Annotated in this window: 16 protein-coding genes; 5 read left to right on the top strand and 11 right to left on the bottom strand. The window is 70.4% G+C overall.

Features of this window, described 5'->3' with window-relative positions; translation table 11 throughout:
• From E3O23_RS05570 to E3O23_RS05545, 6 genes are all read right to left on the bottom strand, one after another.
• A partial coding sequence (locus E3O23_RS05570) for a biotin/lipoyl-containing protein (protein WP_174776600.1) occupies positions 1-696 on the bottom strand: 696 nt, incomplete at its 3' end.
• Positions 696-1727 (bottom strand): alpha-ketoacid dehydrogenase subunit beta, encoded by a 1032-nt coding sequence (locus E3O23_RS05565; protein WP_166790415.1) that lies wholly within the window; start codon positions 1725-1727, stop codon positions 696-698. The genes E3O23_RS05570 and E3O23_RS05565, both read right to left, overlap by 1 nt.
• Positions 1724-2836 (bottom strand): pyruvate dehydrogenase (acetyl-transferring) E1 component subunit alpha, encoded by a 1113-nt coding sequence (pdhA, locus tag E3O23_RS05560; protein WP_241983338.1) that lies wholly within the window; start codon positions 2834-2836, stop codon positions 1724-1726. Before pdhA ends, E3O23_RS05565 begins: the two co-directional genes overlap by 4 nt.
• 137 nt (positions 2837-2973) lie before the next feature.
• A complete protein-coding gene (locus E3O23_RS05555) occupies positions 2974-3465 on the bottom strand; it encodes an Lrp/AsnC family transcriptional regulator (protein WP_134488969.1) in 492 nt (163 codons plus the stop codon).
• Between the two features lie 34 nt (positions 3466-3499).
• On the bottom strand, positions 3500-4672 hold the full coding sequence (locus E3O23_RS05550; protein ID WP_134488967.1) for an NAD(P)H-dependent flavin oxidoreductase: 1173 nt from the start codon (positions 4670-4672) through the stop codon (positions 3500-3502).
• A 35-nt stretch (positions 4673-4707) separates the two neighbouring features.
• Positions 4708-5496 carry an oxygenase MpaB family protein gene (locus E3O23_RS05545; protein ID WP_338145299.1) on the bottom strand — a complete coding sequence of 263 codons (789 nt, stop codon included), beginning with the start codon at positions 5494-5496 and terminating at the stop codon, positions 4708-4710.
• A gap of 223 nt (positions 5497-5719) precedes the next feature.
• Here E3O23_RS05545 and E3O23_RS05540 point away from each other — a divergent pair, with 223 nt between their 5' ends.
• Positions 5720-6970 (top strand): glycoside hydrolase family 3 N-terminal domain-containing protein, encoded by a 1251-nt coding sequence (locus E3O23_RS05540; RefSeq protein WP_134488965.1) that lies wholly within the window; start codon positions 5720-5722, stop codon positions 6968-6970.
• Positions 6971-7067: 97 nt separating this feature from the next.
• A complete protein-coding gene (locus tag E3O23_RS05535; RefSeq protein WP_134488963.1) occupies positions 7068-7631 on the top strand; it encodes a YceI family protein in 564 nt (187 codons plus the stop codon).
• A 51-nt stretch (positions 7632-7682) separates the two neighbouring features.
• Here the strand turns inward: E3O23_RS05535 and E3O23_RS05530 are convergent, their stop codons facing one another.
• From E3O23_RS05530 to sepH, 4 genes are all read right to left on the bottom strand, one after another.
• Positions 7683-8729: an FUSC family protein gene (locus E3O23_RS05530; RefSeq protein WP_134488961.1), complete on the bottom strand. Its 1047-nt coding sequence runs from the start codon at positions 8727-8729 to the stop codon at positions 7683-7685.
• A gap of 4 nt (positions 8730-8733) precedes the next feature.
• On the bottom strand, positions 8734-9891 hold the full coding sequence (locus E3O23_RS05525) for a winged helix DNA-binding domain-containing protein (RefSeq protein WP_134488959.1): 1158 nt from the start codon (positions 9889-9891) through the stop codon (positions 8734-8736).
• A 107-nt stretch (positions 9892-9998) separates the two neighbouring features.
• Positions 9999-10289, bottom strand: coding sequence for a hypothetical protein (locus E3O23_RS05520; RefSeq protein ID WP_134488957.1), 291 nt, complete (start codon positions 10287-10289; stop codon positions 9999-10001).
• Between the two features lie 164 nt (positions 10290-10453).
• The gene (gene sepH / locus E3O23_RS05515) at positions 10454-11569 is read right to left on the bottom strand and encodes a septation protein SepH (RefSeq protein WP_134488955.1); all 1116 of its coding nucleotides are present in this window, start codon (positions 11567-11569) and stop codon (positions 10454-10456) included.
• A gap of 197 nt (positions 11570-11766) precedes the next feature.
• On the opposite strand from sepH, the gene E3O23_RS05510 reads away from it, so the two are divergent.
• Positions 11767-12060 carry a DUF4193 domain-containing protein gene (locus E3O23_RS05510; protein WP_092324700.1) on the top strand — a complete coding sequence of 98 codons (294 nt, stop codon included), beginning with the start codon at positions 11767-11769 and terminating at the stop codon, positions 12058-12060.
• 26 nt (positions 12061-12086) lie between these two features.
• On the opposite strand, the gene E3O23_RS05505 is transcribed toward E3O23_RS05510, so the two are convergent.
• Complete coding sequence (locus tag E3O23_RS05505; RefSeq protein WP_134488953.1) at positions 12087-12551, bottom strand: DUF3093 domain-containing protein; 465 nt, start codon at positions 12549-12551, stop codon at positions 12087-12089.
• 38 nt (positions 12552-12589) lie between these two features.
• On the opposite strand from E3O23_RS05505, the gene dut reads away from it, so the two are divergent.
• Complete coding sequence (dut, locus tag E3O23_RS05500; RefSeq protein WP_134488951.1) at positions 12590-13063, top strand: dUTP diphosphatase; 474 nt, start codon at positions 12590-12592, stop codon at positions 13061-13063.
• 35 nt (positions 13064-13098) lie between these two features.
• Positions 13099-13689, top strand: a complete 591-nt coding sequence (locus E3O23_RS05495) for a DUF3710 domain-containing protein (protein WP_134488973.1) — start codon at positions 13099-13101, stop codon at positions 13687-13689.
• Positions 13690-13886 lie beyond the last annotated feature (197 nt).

Raw genomic sequence — 13886 nt, 5'->3', positions numbered from 1 at the left:
CGGCGCGACCGCCTGGGCCGCCCCCGGGGCGGGCACGGAGGCGGGCAGCGTGGCGGGCACGGACGCGGGCGGCGTCACGGGCGCTGCGACCGCGGCAGGCTCGGCCGGCGCGGCCAGGTCACGGATGTATGACTCCACGTCGCCGCGCAGGACCAGCGAATTGGCGCCGCTCCCGCTGAGCTGGCTTGCGTCGAAGCCGTGCTCCCTGGCGAGCCGGCGGACGAGGGGTGAGACCACGGGCGACCGGCGTGCAGGGTCGAGCAGGGCGACGGCCGCGACCGGGGCCGGAAGCGGTGCCGCGTTCCGTCCGAACCGTCCACCGGCGGGCCGGCGAACCCCCCGGGTGCTTTCGCTCGGCCCATAGCCGACGAGCGGGCGTCCGGTTTCCCCGGCAGGGTCCTCCGGAGCGGCGGCCTTGACCGGCGGCACGGTTGCCGGGGCGGGAGCGGCGGAAGCGGAGGCATCCGCCACCGTCAGCAGCACCGAGCCGGCGTGGATGACCTCGCCGACCTCGCCGAACAGCTTCTCCACGACGCCGCCGAACGGCGACGGAAGCTCCACGATCGACTTGGCCGATTCGACCTCGACGACGGGCTGGTCGATTGCGATCGTGTCGCCGGGGGAGACCAGCCAGTTGACGATCTCGGCCTCGGTGAGTCCTTCACCGAGGTCGGGCAGCAGGAAATCGCGTCCCATTATGACCACTCCCAGGTGCCGAGGGCGGCGAGGATGCGGTCCGGTGTCGGCAGGAAGTACTCCTCGAGTTTCGGTGAGGGATACGGGATGTCGAAGCCGGTGATCCGCAGGATCGGCGCGGACAGGTAATAGAAATTGCGTTCGGTCAGGCGGGCCGCGACCTCGGCGCCGTAGCCGCCAAACTGGGCGGCCTCGTGAATGACGGCGGCGCGGGAGGTCTTGCGCACGGAGGCGCTGACCGTCTCATCGTCGAACGGGGACAGGCTGCGCAGGTCGATGACCTCGATCGAGAGGCCCTCCTCCGAGGCGAGTTCGGCGGTGGCGATTGCCGTCTTGACCGTTGGGCCGTAGGCGATGAGCGTCACGTCGGCGCCCTCCCGGACAACGACGGCCTGGTTCATCGGAGCCGTCCGCACCGGAAGGGCGAGCTCCGCCTTCGACCAGTAGCGGCTCTTGGGTTCCATGAAGATCACCGGGTCGTCGCTGGCGATCGCTTCGCGAAGCATCGAATAGGCATCCGCCGGATTCGACGGGGTCACCCCCGTGAGGCCGGGCGTGGCAGCCCAGTACGCCTCGGAGGAGTCGGAGTGGTGCTCGACGCCGCCGATGTCGCCGGCGTAGGGGATCCGGATGACGATCGGCAGCTGGATCCTGCCGCGCGTGCGGTTGCGCATCTTGGCCACGTGGGAGACGATCTGCTCGAACGCCGGGTAGCTGAAGGCGTCGAACTGCATCTCCACCACCGGGCGCAGGCCGTAGATCGCCATCCCGATCGCGGTCCCGATGATCCCGGACTCCGCCAGGGGCGAGTCGCTGACCCGGGTCTCGCCGAACTCGGCGTAGAGGCCGTCGGTGACCCGGAAGACGCCGCCGAGCGGGCCGACATCCTCGCCGAACAGCACGACGGAAGGGTCATCGACCATCGCGTCGCGGATGGCCGCGTTGAGTGCTGCGGCCATGGTCATCGGGGCGGCCGGGCGCGTGGCCGGGGCCGCCGTGCCGGTGTGGGTCGTGCTGTTGTGCGCGGTCATGCCGATTCACCCGTCGTTTTGGCGGCCGCAGCCTCGTGCTCGGCGATTTCGTTCGCCAGGAAGTCCCGCTGCTCGGCGAGGGCGGTGCGCGGCGTGGCGTAGACGTGCTCGAACAGTTCGAGCGGATCGATCACGGCCGTCCTGGTCATACACTCGCGCGTCGCCGCGGCGAGGTCCTCGGCCTCCCGGGTGATGTCGGCGCGTTCGGCGTCCGTCAGCACGCCCACGGAGACGAGGTACTTCTCGAGGCGTTCGATCGGGTCGCGGCCGCGCCAGGCGTCCACGTCAGAGGAGTCGCGGTACCGGGTGGGGTCATCCGAGTTGGTGTGCGCCTCCATCCGGTAGGTGAGGCCCTCGACCAGCGACGGTCCGCCGCCGTTCCGGGCGGTGTCGACGGCGGCGGAGACGACCGCGTACATGGCGGCGACGTCGTTGCCGTCGACGAAGTAGCCGGGCATGCCGTAGCCGATGGCCTTGTCGGCGATCGTGCGGCAGGCCATCTGCTTGTCCAGCGGCACGCTGATCGCGAACTGGTTGTTCTGCACCAGGAAGACGACGGGCGCCTGCCAGACGGCCGCGAAGTTGAACGCCTCGTGGGCGTCGCCCTCGCTGGTCGCGCCGTCGCCGAGCAGGGTCAGCGCGACCGTGTGGTCACCCTTGAGCTTCGAGGCGGTGGCCAGGCCGACCGCGTGCAGCGCCTGGGTGGCCAGCGGGGTGGCCTGCGGGGCGATCTTGTGCTGGTAGTAGTCGTAGCCGCTGTGCCACTCGCCCCGGAAGGAGGCGAGGATGTCTTCGGGCGGCACTCCGCGGGTGAGCAGGGCGATGCTGTCCCGGTAGGTCGGGAAGAGCCAGTCCAATGCGCCGAGCGAGGCGACCGCGGCGATCTCGCAGGCCTCCTGGCCGAGCGCGGACGGGTAGGTCGCGAGGCGTCCCTGCCTGGTGAGGGCGGTGACCTGCACGTCGAATCGGCGGGCGACGACCATCCGTCGGTACAGGCCCAGCAGGATTTCGGGCGACGGCAGGGCGAACCCGCCGGCCTCTGAGGGATCGACGGCCAGGCCGGCGTCATCGATCAATCGGAGGGGTGTGGGTGCCGGCTGTGTGATCACAGGCGCACTCTCGACATTGAGGCTCATGACGCAATCGTGGGGCATGCGCGCCCCGTGGACTACATCGGCGGGACAGTTGTGAACGATTGGCACGGTGTTGGTCGCGGCCGTGACAAACGGCTGGGATCACTCCGTTTTCAGCGCCAGATGTCCGGCGTTTCGCCCGGAGCGTGGCCGGCGATTTCCTCGAGGATCAGGTGCGACCGGGTGGAGATCACGCCGGTCATGCTGTGGATGTCGCGCAGGATGGCCTGGCTGAGCTGCTCGTGGTCGGGCGCGCTGACGGTGAGGATGATGTCGATGTCGCCGCTGACCGCCTGGGCCTTCTCGACGAAGGGCAGTTCGGCCAGTTTCGAGGCGATCTCGGCCCAGGACACGTCGGCGATCTTGACCACGACGAGGGCGGACACGTGCAGCCCCAGGGACTTGCGATCGATCTGCGCCCCGAACCCGGTGATGACGCCCTGGCGCACAAGGTTCTGCACACGGGTGTGCGCCGAGGTGCGCGAAATATGCACCAGCTCGGCGATGGCCCGCATCGAGAGGCGGGCGTCGCGGGCGAGCGCGGCGACGATCTTTCGATCGATGCTGTCGAGCGCGGCGTGCGCGTCGGATGCCGTGTGCTGCATGGTGGAATCCTCAGGATGATCAGGGGTCTTCAGACTATCGCCCGCGACCCGCCAGACCATCGGTTTCGGTCGCCAACGCGGCCACCAGGTCCGCCGTCGGCCCGCCGCGGCCGAGCGGTGCCGCCTGGCCCGCCCAGAGCGAGACGAGGTCCGTGTTCCCCTGGGCGGCGGCGGCCGGTTTGAGCCGCCCGGTGAGCCAGTTCTGGGCCGGGAACGGCGCCGTCCGGGAGTCGGTCGTGAGCTCTCGTAGCATCCGGTTGGAGATGCCGCGGGCGAGGCGGCCGCTGAACACCCGCGTCAGCGTCGTGTGCCGGGCGTCATCGTGCCGCAGGAGGGCCTTGTGCCCGGCGCTCGCGGTGGACTCGTCGGTGCCGAGGAACGCGGTCCCCAGCTGTGCGGCGGCGGCGCCCAGGGCCAGGGCCGCGGCGATCCCGCGGCCGTCGGCGATGCCCCCGGCGGCGATGACCGGGACCCTGACGGCGTCGACGACCTGGGGCACGAGCGCGAACAGTCCGGTGAGGGAGTCCTCGGCCGGGCGGAGGAACGACACCCGGTGCCCGCCGGCCTCGAACCCGGTCGCCACAATCGCATCCACGCCGGCCTCGTCGAGGGCGACGGCCTCGTCGACCGTCGTGGCCGTGCCGACGGTGCGGATGCCCGACGCGCGGCAGCGCTCGAGCACGCTCGCCGGAGGAATACCGAAAACGAAGCTGGCCACCGCCGGCCGGGCGCGGAGGAGTTCCTCGAACTGCTCCTCGAAGCCGGGCAGGAAGCGCTCCGGCCGGCTCGGCAACGCCACGCCGAGCTCCGCGAAATACGGGACCAGTGGTTCGAGCCAGGACGCGAACTCGTCCTCGGTGGGCCGCAGGTCGCTGTTGCCCTCGAACTCGAGCCAGAGATTCAGGGCGAAGGGTCTGTCGGTGAGCGCCCGCAGCCGCCCGGCGAGTTCCCGGATGCGCTCCGGCTCGCAGCCGTAGAGCCCGACCGAGCCCAGCCCGCCGGCGTTGCTGACGGCGGCGGCCAGCGGCACGGAGGGGAGCCCGCCGAAGGCCCCCTGCACGATCGGCAGGTCGATTCCGAGCAGGTTGGTGAGCGGTGTCTGCCGCCAGGGGGGCGGCGTTGCGCCGGCCGGTGTGCGGCTGTGCGTTGCGTCGCCGCCGGTCCTGCTGCCCTGCGTCGCGTCGCTGCCGATCCTGTTGCTGCCCATCGTGGCTCCCTCGTCTCCTGTCGAGCCTAAGGCCGCTACCCCGACGTGCTCGGCTTCATCGACGCGCGCAGGGAGCGCAGGAAGTGCTCCTTGGGCCAGTGCCGGAGCCGGCGCGGGAGAGCCGGGTAGACCACCGCGATGAGGCGCAGGGTGCGGTCGAACCGGCGCTGGGCGGCATCCGACCAGGGCAGGTCGTAGAGCCCTCGCACCTCCGGCGGCAGCAGCCCGACGGTGAGCAGCCGTCCCAGGGGCATCGCCAGGCGCAGCCAGAGCGGCCCGGTGCGCGGATGAAGCAGCTGGGCGGCCACGGCCCGGGTCGTGGCATCCGTTCGGAGTTCGGTGAGGCGTCGGCGCCAGTACACCCCGAACGCGGCCCGGTCCCGCGGCCACAACTCCGGCGGCACCTGGAGCGCCGTGCCGAGGCCCGCGTACTCACGGTAGAGGCGGTCGGCGACCTCGTCGTCCATCGGCCCGTAGACGAGCTCGTGCATGGTCACCGCGGAGTCGTAGAGGGTCGCGGCGACCCAGAGCTGGAGCTCGGGGGTGAATGCGCTGTAGGCGGGCGTGCCATCGCCGCCCTGGCCGCGGACCGGGGCGTGGGCGCGATTCACGTGCCGGGTCGCCTGGGCGGCCTCTTCCCTGGTGCCGAAGGTGACGGCGTAGACGTAGGTCAGGGTGCCGCGCAGCCGGTCGAGCGGCCGGGACGCGAAGTCGCTGTGCCCGGCGACGCCGTGCCCGATGGCGGGATCGGCGATTTGCAGCAGGATCGAGCGACCCCCCGCGGCGATGAGCACGGCCTCACCGCCCATGTCCTGGATCCCCACGCATCACCTCCCGTTCGAACCCTGAGTGTATTCCGGTGAGGCAATAGTGGGCTGGGATTACGGTGCATGTGGGCTGGACATTGCCATCGCCCTTCTGCGCCCGCCCTTCCACCTGCGCGCGCTCAGTTGCGGAAAAAGTACCTTCCCGGGCGCCACGAAGGTACTTTGTCCGCAACTCAACCCCGCGGGCGGGAGCGCGGGTGGGTGCGGGTAGCCTTGGCTGATGATCGGGGACAGGCGAGTGCGCGGCGCGACCCGGCGCCTCGGGGCGCTCGGACTGCGTGCCGTCGGACCGCGTGCCGTCGCCGCGCGTGCCGTCGCGGCCCTGCTGCTCGTGCCCCTCCTGCTCGCCGGCTGCACGTCCGCTCCCGGTCCCGGCTCGCCGGCCGGCCACGGCTCCCCGCGCACAACCTCCGCCGAACGCGTGGCCGCGTACGCCGAGGACAGGCTCCAGGCGATGACCCTGACCGAGAAGGTCGCCAGCCTCCTCATGCTGCACCGCCCGGGTACGGATGCCGCGGCGCTCCGTTCCTTCGCCGGCTCCTACGGCCTCGGCGGCCTGATCCTGATGGGCGACAACGTGCCGGCCTCGGCGCCCGCACTGGCCGCCCTGACGGCCGGGGCCAGCTCCGATCCCGGGCTGCCGCTGCTGCTCGGCATCGACCAGGAGGGCGGAACGGTGTCCCGCCTGGCCGGCGACCGGGCATCCGGGGCCGATGCGCTGAAGTCGCTGCCGGCGGAAGCCACGACCGACGCGTTCACCAGCCGGTCGACGCTGCTCGACGACACCGGGATCAACCTCAATTTCGGAATCGTCGCGGATGTCACCGCCGATCCGCACTCCTTCATCTACGACCGGGTGCTCGGAACGGATGCCGCGACCGGAGGGCCGAGGGTCGCCGCCGCGGTCGCCGGCGAGCACGGCCGGGTGCTCAGCACCCTCAAGCACTTCCCGGGGCACGGCGCCACGGGGGAGGACTCGCACCGCGGCATCCCCTCCACCGCCCTCAGCCGCGCCGACTGGCTGGCCCGGGTGGCCCCGCCGTTCCGCGCGGGGATAGCCGCCGGGGCGGAGGTCGTCATGTTCGGCCACCTCGCGTACACGGCCGTCGACCAGCGTCCGGCCAGCCTGTCTCCCGAGTGGCACGCGATCCTGCGCGGTGAGCTCGGCTTCGACGGCGTCGCCATCACCGACGACATGCTCATGCTCCAGCACAGCGGCCTGCCCCGGTATGCCGATCCGGTCGAGAACGCGATCTCCGCCCTGGCCGCGGGAAACACGATGCTGCTCTATGTGTTGCCCGCCGATCCGGCCGCCGCCGGGGTCGACATCCCGCGGATGATCACCGGGATCGCCGCGGCAGTCGACGCCGGTCGCATTCCCCGGGCCAGGATCGACGACGACGTCCGCCGGCTGCTCGTGCTCCGCCGCACCCTGTCGGGGCAGACCGGGCCGTTCGTTCCGGGCGGCTGAGAATTCTTTTTGATTCCTCGGAATATCTTCCGGACCTATGCGCTTGCATATACCTGAGGGTGACAACTGGATCGCCCCACGGACTTGAGGAGCATCCATGAGCGACGTAACACCCACCAACATCCCCGGCTACAAGGCCGGCACCTGGACCATCGACCCGACGCACAGCGAGGTCGGCTTCAGCATCCGCCACATCATGATCAGCAAGGTCAAGGGCACGTTCGACAGCTTCGACGCGACCTTCGTGACCGGCGAGAACCCGCTCGACTCGACCGTGACGGCAACCGCCCAGGTCGCCTCGATCAACACCAACGAGGCCAACCGCGACGGTCACCTCCGCACCGGCGACTTCTTCGACGCCGAGACCTACCCGACCATCGGCTTCGTGTCGACCGGTGTGCGCCAGGACAAGGGCGACTTCCTCGTGGACGGCGACCTCACCATCAAGGGCGTGACCAAGCCGGTCACCTTCGATTTCGAGTTCGGCGGCTTCGCCGTTGACCCGTACGGCAACTACAAGGCCGGCGCAACGGCCAAGACCCAGGTTGAGCGCGATGCCTTCGGCCTCACCTACAACGCGGCCCTCGAGACCGGCGGCTTCCTGCTCGGCGACAAGGTGACCATCACCCTGGAACTGCAGGCAGTGCTCCAGCAGGACTAGGTCTTCGACCATCGACGGGGTCTCGCCACACGGCGGGGCCCCGTCGGCCCGTTAACCGCGCTGCTCGCCGACGATTTCCTCGCGCACCCGGCGGAGGTCTTCCATCAGCGAACCGATCAGGATCCAGTGCTCCGGGTGCGGGGTGCGGATGATCAGCGGTGCGGTCAGGGCCGCGGGCTCACCGGCCGTCGGCGCCTGCTGCTCCTCCGCGGCTGCCGTGCCCGGAGCCAGAAGCCGCAGGTCGTGGGCGGCCCGTCCGAGCTCCTGCGAGAACGCCTGCACGGTCGGCTCCCGGTGCAGCGAATCGTCGTAGTGGTCACGGAAGGCCCGGGTCATTCCGATGCCGCGCGTGACGAGCGCCTTCAGCCGGCGGTACTGCTCGACGTCGGCATCCAGTACCCGGCGGTGTGAGGCCTGCCGCGGGTTGAAGGCGAGGCTCTCCTCCGCCTGGGTGATGGCCCGTTCGGCGGACTCCTGCATGGGGCGCAGGAGGCGGGCGGTGAGCATCAGTTCCTCGAGCGCGAACGGTTTCTGGGGCGCCCGCAGCGCCGCCGCGAGCCGGTCGAGCGTGTCGGCCACCTCATGGGCAAGCCGACCGACGGCCTCGTGCGCCGGTGCGAGCAGCACGGGCGGGACGATGAGCACATTGACGATGAGGGCGATGCCTGCGCCGATGACGGTTTCGATGATCCGGTCGAGGGCGTAGGCGGGGGAGGTGGACCCGATCGAGAGCACGAGCATGGCGCTGATCGGAACCTGGTTGGCCGACCCGGGGGGAAGTTTCAGAGCCCAGGCGAGCAGGATGCAGATCACGATCGTGAGCAGCACGATCCAGCTGGACCGGCCGAACAGCAGGCCGATGACGTAGGCGATGATCACGCCGCCGATGACGCCGAGGCTGCGCTCGACCGCCTTGCCGAGTGACTGGTTGATGCTCGGCTGCACCACGAGCAGCGCGGCGATTGCGGCGAAGATGGGGAGTTCGCCGGGCAGCAGCACCTGTGCAATCAGCCAGGCCAGGACGGTGGCCACGGCGGTCTTTACCGCCTGGAGCAGGGGAACCCGGCTCGTGGTTCGCAGGCTCGCAGTTAATCGCACATTCCTAGGCTAGTGGCGGCTCCGGCGTCGTCGGCGCGTTCGGGGCCAGGCCGGCCGAGGCGAGGCCGAGGAAACGCGCGTAGTCGGCGACGGCGCGCCCGAACTCCCTGGCCTGGTTGGCCGAGAGGGTAGCGAACGGCCTCGGTTCGACGCTCACCTCGCGCGTGGACTTCGTCTGCCGCCAGGTGCCGATGACCCGCCCCGAAGCGAGGATGAGCGGAAGGAACATCCCGTTCCTGCCCGGCACGACACGGGTGAAGCTGCCGTCGTCGATGGCGAAGCTGCGGTCCTGGTAGCCGATCAGGTATTCGTCGAAGGCGGGGAGCGCGAGCACCGGGCGGCGCTGTCTCGGCGGCCTCGGGGCGTTTCCAGTGCCGGAGTCGCCGGTGTCCGCGGCGGCGGGCAGGTAGTGGGTGACCCCGTCGACCTCGAGCTCGGCCAGGCGGTCCCGGGCGACGGCCAGGCCCACCCGGGCGTCGGCGAGGGTGAGCTGCGACCACCAGACGAAGTCCCTGAGGGTCGCCGGCCCGTGGCCGTCGAAGTAACGCAGGACGAATTCCCCGAGCGCCTCGTCCCGGTCGAGGCGCCGGGGGGACGGCACCCAGTCGTCGAGCAGCACGAGTACCTGCTGCTTGCCCCGCTGCGGTCCCCAGCAGAGCGTCCCGGTCAGCGCGAGGTGTCCGATCAGGTGGTAGCCGCGCTGGCCGGCCGTCGAGATGCCGGAGCCGTCGAGCGCGGCGAGGAAGTCGGCCCGGCTGAGCTCCCGGCCGCCGGACAGCGCGCCGACCGCGACGGCCCGCGCCCGCTCGATGACGACAGGGTCGAGGTCGAGCTGGGCATGCCGGGTGCGCGAGCCGGCGACCACCCGCGGGCTCGTCAGCTCCTGCATCCAGCCCAGGGCGGCGGCGGGAACGAAGTGCAGCGTGCCTCGCATCGGCCAGGACCGCACGATCGCCCCGGAATTGATCGCCGCGTCGACGTCGGCCAGCGTCGCGCCGGGCGCACGCACGCCGAGCGCCCATTTGCCGGCCGCGTAGTCCTGGGCCTGCAGGGCGAGGAGGCGTTCGGCGACATCGCTCACCCCGCGCAGCTCGCCGCCGGACAGTCCCTGGCGCACGAGGCGGATCCGGGTCACGTCCCGGCGTGAGGCCTGCGTCGACATGCTCACAGTATGGCGGGTCCGCGCGGGGCGGGCCGCGGCGGGCCGACCGGGTCAGGCCGTACGGTCAGCCTGCCGTCCGGGTCAGGCTGTACGGTCGGCCGGCCCGGTCAGTCGAAGATGCGCACGAGCTGCCAGCGCAGGTCGCCGTCGCCCGGCTGCACGTCGAACACGTGCGTCTCGCCGTTGTCGGCCGTCGCCTGGAACCGCCAGCCGGAAATCGTGAGCGGCGGATGGCCCACGCCGAAGGTGTGCGGTTCGAACGGGCGCCACCAGTCGCAGGTCCCGACCAGTGCCGTCGGGGTGTCGGTCACCCGGAACCGCCGCGACCGCCAGACCAGGCGCTCCGGCGTGCCGGCTTCTCCGGTCCAGACCATGACCGGTTCATCCACAGGGGGCATTGTGCACCGCCTCGATTCGTCGTCCTTCGAACATACGTTCGATGATTCGACTATAACCCAGACGTCACCCCCGCGAAAGCGCAGTTGTGCGCGCTATTCGGGTCGAATACCGCGCACAACTGCGCTTTCGCGCGGGGGTGGGCCGGGAAAGGAGGAGGGGGCGGTCAGGCGAGGTCGTCGTCGGTACGCGCACCGAAGACGATTTCGTCCCAGCTCGGCATCGAGGCGCGACCGCGCTTTCCCTGGTTGCCGGTCGTGCGAGCCTGCGCCTTGGCGGCCTGGTTGGCCCAGGCGTTCCGGGGCGGCTCGTCGACGGGCGTCTCCTCGAGCTCCGGGAAGGACTCCTGGGGAACGTCCACGAGGCGCATGCCCGTGCTGGGGGCCTTGGTGACCGGCGCCCTGCGGTGCTCGGCGGGCTCTTCGCTCTCAAACGCGGCAGTCTCACGCTCGCCGCGGCGGCGGCGGAGGGATTCGAGCAGGTCGGCCGTGTCACCGAGGATCTTCGCGGGCTCGTCGGCGCGCTTGATCGCGGCCTTCGAGACGGCATCCGTCGTGCCGGCGGTCCGCGAATACGGGACGGGGTCGAGGATCGGGGCCGTGTCGCTCAGGATGTCGTCGGCCAGGGATTCCTTGAAGGTGAACGCGCCGCTGTCGAAGCGCGACACGTCGGCGAGGCTCGTTTCGGCGCCGACGGCGCGCAGGCGCGGGATGAGCGCGCCCTTGAGCTCGCCCTGCTGGGAGAGGGCGATGGCCTCGCTGCCCAGGGGGGAGAGGGAGTTCTTCTTCGGTTCGAAGCCCCAGCGGGCGTCGTGGTCGATGTCCTCGGCGGTGAAGGAGAGCTTGACGATCCAGCCGCCGCCGGGCTCTTTCCAGCTGGCCCAGCGTTCGTTCGAGGCGCCGAGGGTGGCGAGGCGTTCCCGGATGACGCTGCCGAAGTTGGCGTCCTCGTCGAGCGGATCCGGGTCGATCGCGGTGTGCACCGGGACGCTCAGCGCCGACGAGACGATGTATTCGCGCTCGGCGACGACCGGGCCCTCGAAGCGGCGGACGTAGTCGAGGGAGGCCCCCGTCACGGCGGCGACGTCCTCGGCGGACATGCCGGAGCGGATGTGGGCCTGGATCTCCCGGGGGGACAGCTTGGGTCCCGACGATGTTTCGGGCTGGGTTTGGCGAAGCCGGGACTGGAGAACTTCATCGATGGGGATCCGAAAACGATCACCCTCCTCTGACGCTGCGAGCAGCGCGCCGTTCTCGACTCCGATTACCTTCAATTCCTGCATGGCGAAAGCCCTCTCGCGATCACTGGTAGGTCTCAGAGTGCCATGTGATGCCCCCTTTTTCGGGGAATACGCCGGGCGTGCCGGAAGTTGATGTCTGTGCCGGCCGAGACAGGGCGTTAACGGTTTGCAATTCGTCCCGGTTTGATGCAAACTATGGCCGCCGATTGGTTCTCTCGGCGTAACTGAAATGGATGGGCATGGCAACCGATTACGACGCACCGCGGAAGACCGAAGACGACTCTGAGTCGATCGAGGCCCTGAAGGAGCGCGTGCCCGACAAGATGTCCGGAGTCGTTGATGTTGACGACGCGGACAACCCCGGTGGGTTCGACCTTCCGGGCGCCGATCTCTCCGACCTCGACCTCGATGTTGTCGTTCTGCCCCCGCAGGCCGACGAATTCACTTGTGTGGAGTGCTTCCTGGTGAAGCACCGCTCGCAGCTGTCGCACGAGACCAAGCTCGGCCCGGTCTGCAACGAGCACGACGCCTAAAAACGCACTCAGCCGAGCCCCCTGGCTCACGAAGCTGACGTACCTGACGCTGGCCGTCGCGATTCATTGATCGCGGCGGCCAGTTTTTGTGGGTTCCGGCTCGAGATGAGCCAGTACGGTGCGGGGTCGGCCGGGTCCTCGATCGGCACGCGCACCACCGGGTCGACCCAGCCCCGGATCAGCAGCCACGCCCGCACATCGAGCCTGGGCCCGCGCTCCTGCCGCGCTTCCTCGCCCTCGAACGCGACCGCCTGGCCGAGCACGTCCGTGCTGATCCGGGCGTTGCCCGCCTCCAGCACGCCGCCCCGCACGCGCACGACCGGCGACGCGACGACGAGCAGCACGACACAAGCGGCGTACAGCCCAGCGGCGGTGATGATGCCGACCGGCAGGGAAATGGGTGTGAAGACGAGGATGCTCGCCGGGATCACCAGCGCCGTGGCCAGGAACAGCCAGGGTGCGGCCCAGAGTTTTTCGCGATATTCAGGCATGGCTCTATTCGACCAGACTTCTGCACTACCCTCGACACGTGACAGAAAGCGTTGAAGTCCTGATAACCGCGTCCGTCCTCCCGAATTACGCGCATCCGGGCGATGCCGGGGCCGATCTGCACTCCTCGGAGGCCATCGAGCTCGCCCCCGGAGCCCGCGCCCTCGTCGGCACGGGCGTGTCCATCGCCCTCCCGGACGGTTTCGCGGCGTTCGTCGTTCCCCGCAGCGGCCTGGCCGCCAAGCACGGCATCACGATCGTGAACGCGCCGGGGACGGTGGATGCCGGCTATCGCGGCGAGATCAAGGTGACGCTGCTCAACACCGACCGGACGGAGACCTACCGGGTCGCCGTCGGCGATCGCATCGCCCAGCTCATCGTCATGCCCGTCGCCCGGGCCGTTTTCATTCCCGTCGAACGGCTGCCCGGCAGCCAGCGCGGAGAGGGAGGGTTCGGCTCGACCGGGCTCACCGCACAGCTCACTGGCGCAGCCAGCAAAGGAGACACTCCGTGACCGATATCGCGAACCAGAACCCGTTCCCCGAACCCATGCCCAAGTCCGCTCCGGAGGACCGCGCCACCGAGGGGCCCCTCGACGAGACCGAGGCCAACCAGGTTCGCCCCTACGTCGACCTCGGCGGCGTGAAGGTCCTGCCCCGGGAAGGACTGCACCTCCGCCTCGAGATCGAGGAGGGGAGCAAGCGCGTGGTCGCCATCGGCCTCGACTACGCCGGATCCACTCTCCAGGTGCAGCCGTTCGCCGCCCCGCGCTCCAGCGGCCTGTGGCACGAGATCCGCGACCAGATCGCCGACCAGATCGGCAAGCAGGGCGGAACGACGAGCGAGCGCGAAGGTCCCTTCGGGCCCGAACTCGTCGCCGAGATCCCGGTGGCCGCCGGCCAGGGCCCGGGCGGAACCACCCGCCTGGCCCGCTTCATCGGGGTCGACGGCCCGCGCTGGTTCCTCCGCGGCGTGATCGCCGGCGAAGGCGCCGTCAACCCCGAGGCCGCCGCCGCGATCGAAGACCTGTTCCGCAGCATCGTCGTCGTTCGCGGCACCACCCCGATGCCGCCGCGCGACCTCATCCCGCTGCGGATGCCGGCGACCCCGGCCGGCGCCGCCGGTCCGACGGACGTCTAGGCCGCCGGGAAGATCGCCCGCATGACGGACTCACCCGCCGCCCCGGACGCACCAGAAGAGGACGAGCACCGCGCCGACGGCGCCGTGACGGAATCGAGGCCGCCAGGCGCCCCGTCCGCCACCCCGCCGGCAGCCCCGGCCGCCCCGGCCGCCCCGGCCGCCGGTTCGGCGTTCGCCGACGGGATGGCCGCGGCTGC

It is taken from the genome of Cryobacterium tagatosivorans (assembly GCF_004402215.1).
GTDB lineage: Bacteria > Actinomycetota > Actinomycetes > Actinomycetales > Microbacteriaceae > Cryobacterium > Cryobacterium tagatosivorans.
Note: the sequence above shows the minus strand (reverse complement) of the source record. Positions and strands in the feature narration are given on the sequence as shown.